Raw genomic sequence first — 5,171 nt, forward strand, 5'->3', positions numbered from 1 at the left:
CTCCTGCTGGGTGCGGGTTGCCATGGGTTGGAGTGGAAATGGTTATGGTTTTTCTGCGGTACCGCGCATTGGCACGCAAGTGCTGGTCAGCTACCTTAATGGGGATATCGACAGACCGATGATTACCGGTTGTACCTATGATGGTCGTAACGCACCACCGATTAAGTTCCCAGAGAATAAGACACAAACCACTTTCCGTAGCCAAACCCACAAAGGGGAAGGTTTTAATGAATTGCGTTTTGAAGATGCGGGCGGTAAGCAAGAGGTGTTTCTTCATGCGCAGAAGGATATGAATACCCGTGTTCTTCATGATCGCACTACCCATGTTTTACACGATCATGTTGAAGTGATCGAAAACAATCAACAGATGCAGGTGAAAGGCGCTCGCACAGAAACGATAGATAAAGATAACAGCGAAACGGTAGGCCAACATAAAAAAATTACTGTAGGCAAAACATTATCTATCAATGTCGGTGAAGTCATTGAATTACGTTGTGGAGCAAGTGTGCTACGAATGGATAATGGTGGGCATGTCACGATTAATGGTCAGGAATTTAAGTTCGAAGCTACAGGTCCTGTGAAAATTACGGGTAAAGATATCGATTTAAACTAAGGGAATAGTGATATGAAAGTGAGTAACACAACCCCATTTCCTTATCTTTTATACCAAAAAGTAGGAAAAAAGGATGAGCTGTTTAATGTGATCGCATTGCGCCAAACTTTTCGGCTCAAGACTGGCGGGCATTACTCGGATTTAAATGAACAGCAATACCCTTTAAACATGGCAGATCGTTACTATCATGCACCGGAAACCAGTAGTTTAATCGAAGAAACGGATTTAGTGTGGACGCGTCCTTGCACTAATATCCATATACTGGGGGTTGCGCGCCCTAAAGGCAATCAGCCTACGGCACAATGGCGAGCAGGTATTCGCATTGAAAACTTTAGCAAAACGTGGTCTTTGTTTGGCCCTCACTATTGGGAATACCAAGAGGATCAATGGAGCTTGAGTGAACCAATACCTGTTGATGGGGTTTCTTTACGCCATGAGTTGGCTTATGGAGGAACATGGCAGTCCCCTCAGCAAGAACAGCAACAAGTAATAGAAAATCCCATTGGAATGGGGTTTTATCCCGATGTAGAGGCACTTGATAAACAAAAACGTTATCCAGCCCCTCAGATTATGGAAGATATTCGTAAAAGACCGCTTGATACGTTGTCTATTGATACTCGACAAATTAGTGAAGGTATGGGGCCTATCTCCCGTTGGTGGGCAGGGCGTGTTGAATACGCTGGAACATATGGAAAAGAGTGGCAAGAAAACCAATTCCCATTTTATCCGGATGATTTTGATGAACGTTTTTTCAATAGTGCGCACCCGTCTTTACGTTATCCAGGGTATTTGCTGGGTAATGAACCTATATTATTGGAAGGTTTATTACCTGAATCATCGCGGGTCGTTACAGCGTTACCTGACTATCGTGTGAAAATCATATTACAAGACATCGAAGGTGAGCTTTTCTCTTTGAAGCCAGATTTAGACACACTGACTATTGACTTAGATCGTCGTCTTATCTCTGTCGTGAAACGACTTGTTATCCCCGCAAAATACCCGATTGTGGAAGCATTAATAGGCGTTTGGGTTCCAGCAGAAACAAAAGGAGCTTGTTGTAATGGCTGATAAACATGTTGGTGACGGTGAAAACCAATTCAAAGTTGTTGCAACCACCCCTGATGTTTGTCAGGTAGGGTGTTCTGCTATTCCTTTTGATAGTTTTCAAAGCTTAGATGCACAAAAGCAATATGCCTTGAGTGTTAAAGCACGTGGATATTGTACTTTGAATGTTGGGTCAATAATCAAAGGAACGCAAAGTAACACGGGAGCCGGTGTATTATCTGGAACTTCATTAGGCGGTGGAGATTGTCAAATTATTACAGGAAGCCCTTCGGTCCGTATTGAAGGTCAACCTGCTGCACAAGATGGTTCATTAGTCGCAATGAACAATAACAATACATTAGGGACTTTAATTACTAATGTTGCACCTCCTGCTGAGCCGATTGAGAGTAATAAAATCCCCTGTAATAACCCGCCCGTGACATCAGAATTGTTAGAATCACTGCAAGAGATGCAACGAGAAGAACAAGAAAGTTTTATTGGGCGACTCCGTCAACAAAAACAGCAAGCGGATAAAAAAAGGGATGATTCTCTAAATGATATTGACAAAGAATTAACTGGATATATTGATAATATTCGAGTTGATCACATTAATACAGATTATTCATGGTGGAACAGTTTATATAATACTTCAATGGATGGAATAACTGGCCTGACTCGTGGTGGTCTTGGTTTTGTTGAAAGTATAACAAAGTCAGCTGTGGAAGCTTATCATTACATAAATCCAACTGATCTAGTTCAAAACGTGGCTCTAAATGCGAGCAAAAAAACCATCGAGGGACTTATTGAAGCAGAAAACTGGAGGTTGGGGAATAACTGTATTGAAGGTGTTAAGGAAGACGTTAAAGCCAAATATCGTGCATTAGGTAAACTTATCGATGAAGAAAAAGAAAAATTAGAGAATAAATGGAAAAAAAGTGATAGCGATAAAGTCGAAATAGTAACAAGAGGTGGGCTTGAAATAGCGACTATTGCCGCTGCTTTTTTAAAAGTGGGGAAAGTCGCTGAAGGTGCTAATGCTATTAATAAAGTAGCAGAAGGAACTAAAATAACTGAAATATCTGAAGGCACTTCTGCGGTAAATAAAGCTACTGACGTAATAAAAGCGACAGAGACCAGTAATATATCCAAAGGAAGTGAGGCAATCAAAGGGGCAGAAATCTCCGCCACAGAGAAAGGAAGTAATGCCGCTAAAGGTACTGAGGTGATCCAAAGCCCAGAAACACCGAAAATAACCTCATCAGATAATGGCATTAAAATTGAAGGAAAAACGGAAAGCGTATCTACAGAAACGCCACCTAATAAAGCTAATAATAGCCAAACGGAGAATAAATCGACATCCAGCAGCAAAGAGTCCGATGGAAACAGTACTTCTAGTGCAACCTGTAAAGGTGAGCCTGTTAATGTGGCTACTGGTGATTTTATCCAACAGTGGCCAATTATTCAGATACCGGGCTTGTTGCCGTTATCGTTACACCGTACATATAAATCCACATCAAATGCAAAGGGACTTTTTGGACCGAAGTGGGCAGATGAATGGTCACGCTGTTTACATATACTTGATGGAAACATCATCTATCAAGACAGTGATGGTGCTAATTTTACATTTATAACTCCCACAGAGGAGATCCGTGCAAGAAATGCCCATGCTCCCCATTTTTTACTCACCGGACAACGTGATGGCGATTTAACCCTTTTTGATAGTACGCAACAACAGTTTCTACATTTTAATCACAGACAAGGAAAATATCGTCGATTAAGTGCAATCACTGATTTAAATCAGCATCGTATTGATTTTATATATAACGAGCAAAGTCAGCTTGTCAGTGTGAAGCGTCATGATGGCATAGCGTTAATACTCGAATATCAACAGGATAAATTAGTTCGCATTTGCTCTGAAAGCACAACCTCATCTCCTCGAGATTTTGTACGTTGCGAATACGATACTCACGGTTATCTTAGTCAATGTCATGCCTATCAACAAAACCACTTATGGCATCGTTATTCTCCTGAGGGACTCATGGTCGCTTGGGGGGATACTGACAGCACAGAACTGACGATTGATTATGATGAACAAGGACGTGTTGTTGCTACACATTCACCGTCTGGTTTTTGGAACGATCGCTTTATCTATGATGATTATCAGCGCATGACAACCTACATTGACGCTGAGGGTGGATTTTCACGTTATTATTATAACGATGATAATCTGGTGACTCGCACTATCGATCCATTATGGCGTGAAACGTATACGGAGTGGGAACAGCGGAAAAAGATAGCAGAAATCAATGAGATTGGTGAGCGCACAGAGTATGGTTATCACTATAATGGACTGCTTGCCTATATCTATTTACCTGATGGTAAAGCCATTTACTATGATTATAATGACTATGGTCAACTTACCCATTTCACATCGGCCTTTGGCGATGAATGGCAGCTAAGCTATGATGAAAATGGCAATTTAACCATAGTGACAGATCCGCAAGGGCGTCAGCAGGTCTATGAATATAGCCAACATGGTGAATTGCTCAAAGCCATTACGCCCAATGGTGCGCAATGGCAATACCACTATAACCCTGCACATCAACTGATTAAAACCACCAATCCTTATCAACACAGCACAGAATATCATAGTGATGAATTGGGGCGTTTACTGCACTACACTGATGCGTTAAATCACACCACACGCTATCAATACAGCACTGAGCATGCCAGTACCAACGGCAGTCTCAGCAAGATTTTATTACCCGATGGGGTCGAGCAACAGATAGACTATGACAGTGAGCGCCGAGTTATCGCGGTGACGGATGGTGAAGGAAAAACCACCCGTTATCGTTATGGGCCTTTTGATGTCTTACTGGCAATGATACGCCCTGATGGCAGTGAAATTCGCTTTGAATATGATTCACTGACACGACTTAAAAAAGTGGTGAATGCGAACGGGGAGGTTTATCGTTACGAACGGGATAAAGCGGGACAAATCATTCGTGAAGTTGATTTTACGGGGCGTGAGATTTGTTATCGCTATGACCGACTAGGACGTCGCATTGCCACTCGCTATCCGGATAACCATGAACTGCGTTGGCGCTATAATGAAAGTGGCTTAGTGGTTGAACAAAGCGAATGGTTTGAAGATGAGCAAGAAAGCCGCTGTCTATCCACGACTCAATATAGCTATAACGCACGTCAACAATTGATAAAAGCGACTAATCCTGACTCGGTGGTTGAATTTGAGTATGATGACCAAGGTCGTTTATGCAGTGAACGTATTAATGGACAAGAGATTGTTCATCAATGGAATGATACTGATAATACGCTGGCATTGACTCGTTTTGGTGAGCGGGAGTTGCATTATGCTTTTGGGGCGCTAGGGGAGTTAACTTCACTGCAAGTCAATCAGCATGCACCACTTCAATTTAGCTACAACGCAGTAGGACAAGAGTATTTACGCCGTAGTCACGCTGGATTTGTCAATTCCAGTCACTATACGGCTACA

General features: G+C 42.1%; 3 protein-coding genes. All 3 read left to right on the forward strand.

Translation table 11 applies throughout. The annotated features are described in order from the left end of the window. Nucleotides 1-613: type VI secretion system Vgr family protein (locus HMPREF0693_RS00790; RefSeq protein WP_248694444.1), on the forward strand; the 613-nt coding region annotated here is incomplete at its 5' end. 12 nt (nt 614-625) lie between these two features. Then, on the forward strand, nt 626-1,681 hold the full coding sequence (locus HMPREF0693_RS00795) for a DUF2169 family type VI secretion system accessory protein (RefSeq protein ID WP_004242737.1): 1,056 nt from the start codon (nt 626-628) through the stop codon (nt 1,679-1,681). Beyond that, on the forward strand, nt 1,674-5,171 hold a 3,498-nt coding region (locus HMPREF0693_RS00800; RefSeq protein WP_004242738.1), incomplete at its 3' end, for a DUF6531 domain-containing protein. The genes HMPREF0693_RS00795 and HMPREF0693_RS00800, both read left to right, overlap by 8 nt.

The organism is Proteus mirabilis ATCC 29906 (assembly GCF_000160755.1).
Classification (GTDB): domain Bacteria; phylum Pseudomonadota; class Gammaproteobacteria; order Enterobacterales; family Enterobacteriaceae; genus Proteus; species Proteus mirabilis.

Coding starts and splice junctions, on each gene's coding strand:
- HMPREF0693_RS00795 (WP_004242737.1), top strand. CDS start 626: ATGAAAGTGAGTAACACAACCCCATTTCCTTATCTTTTATACCAAAAA.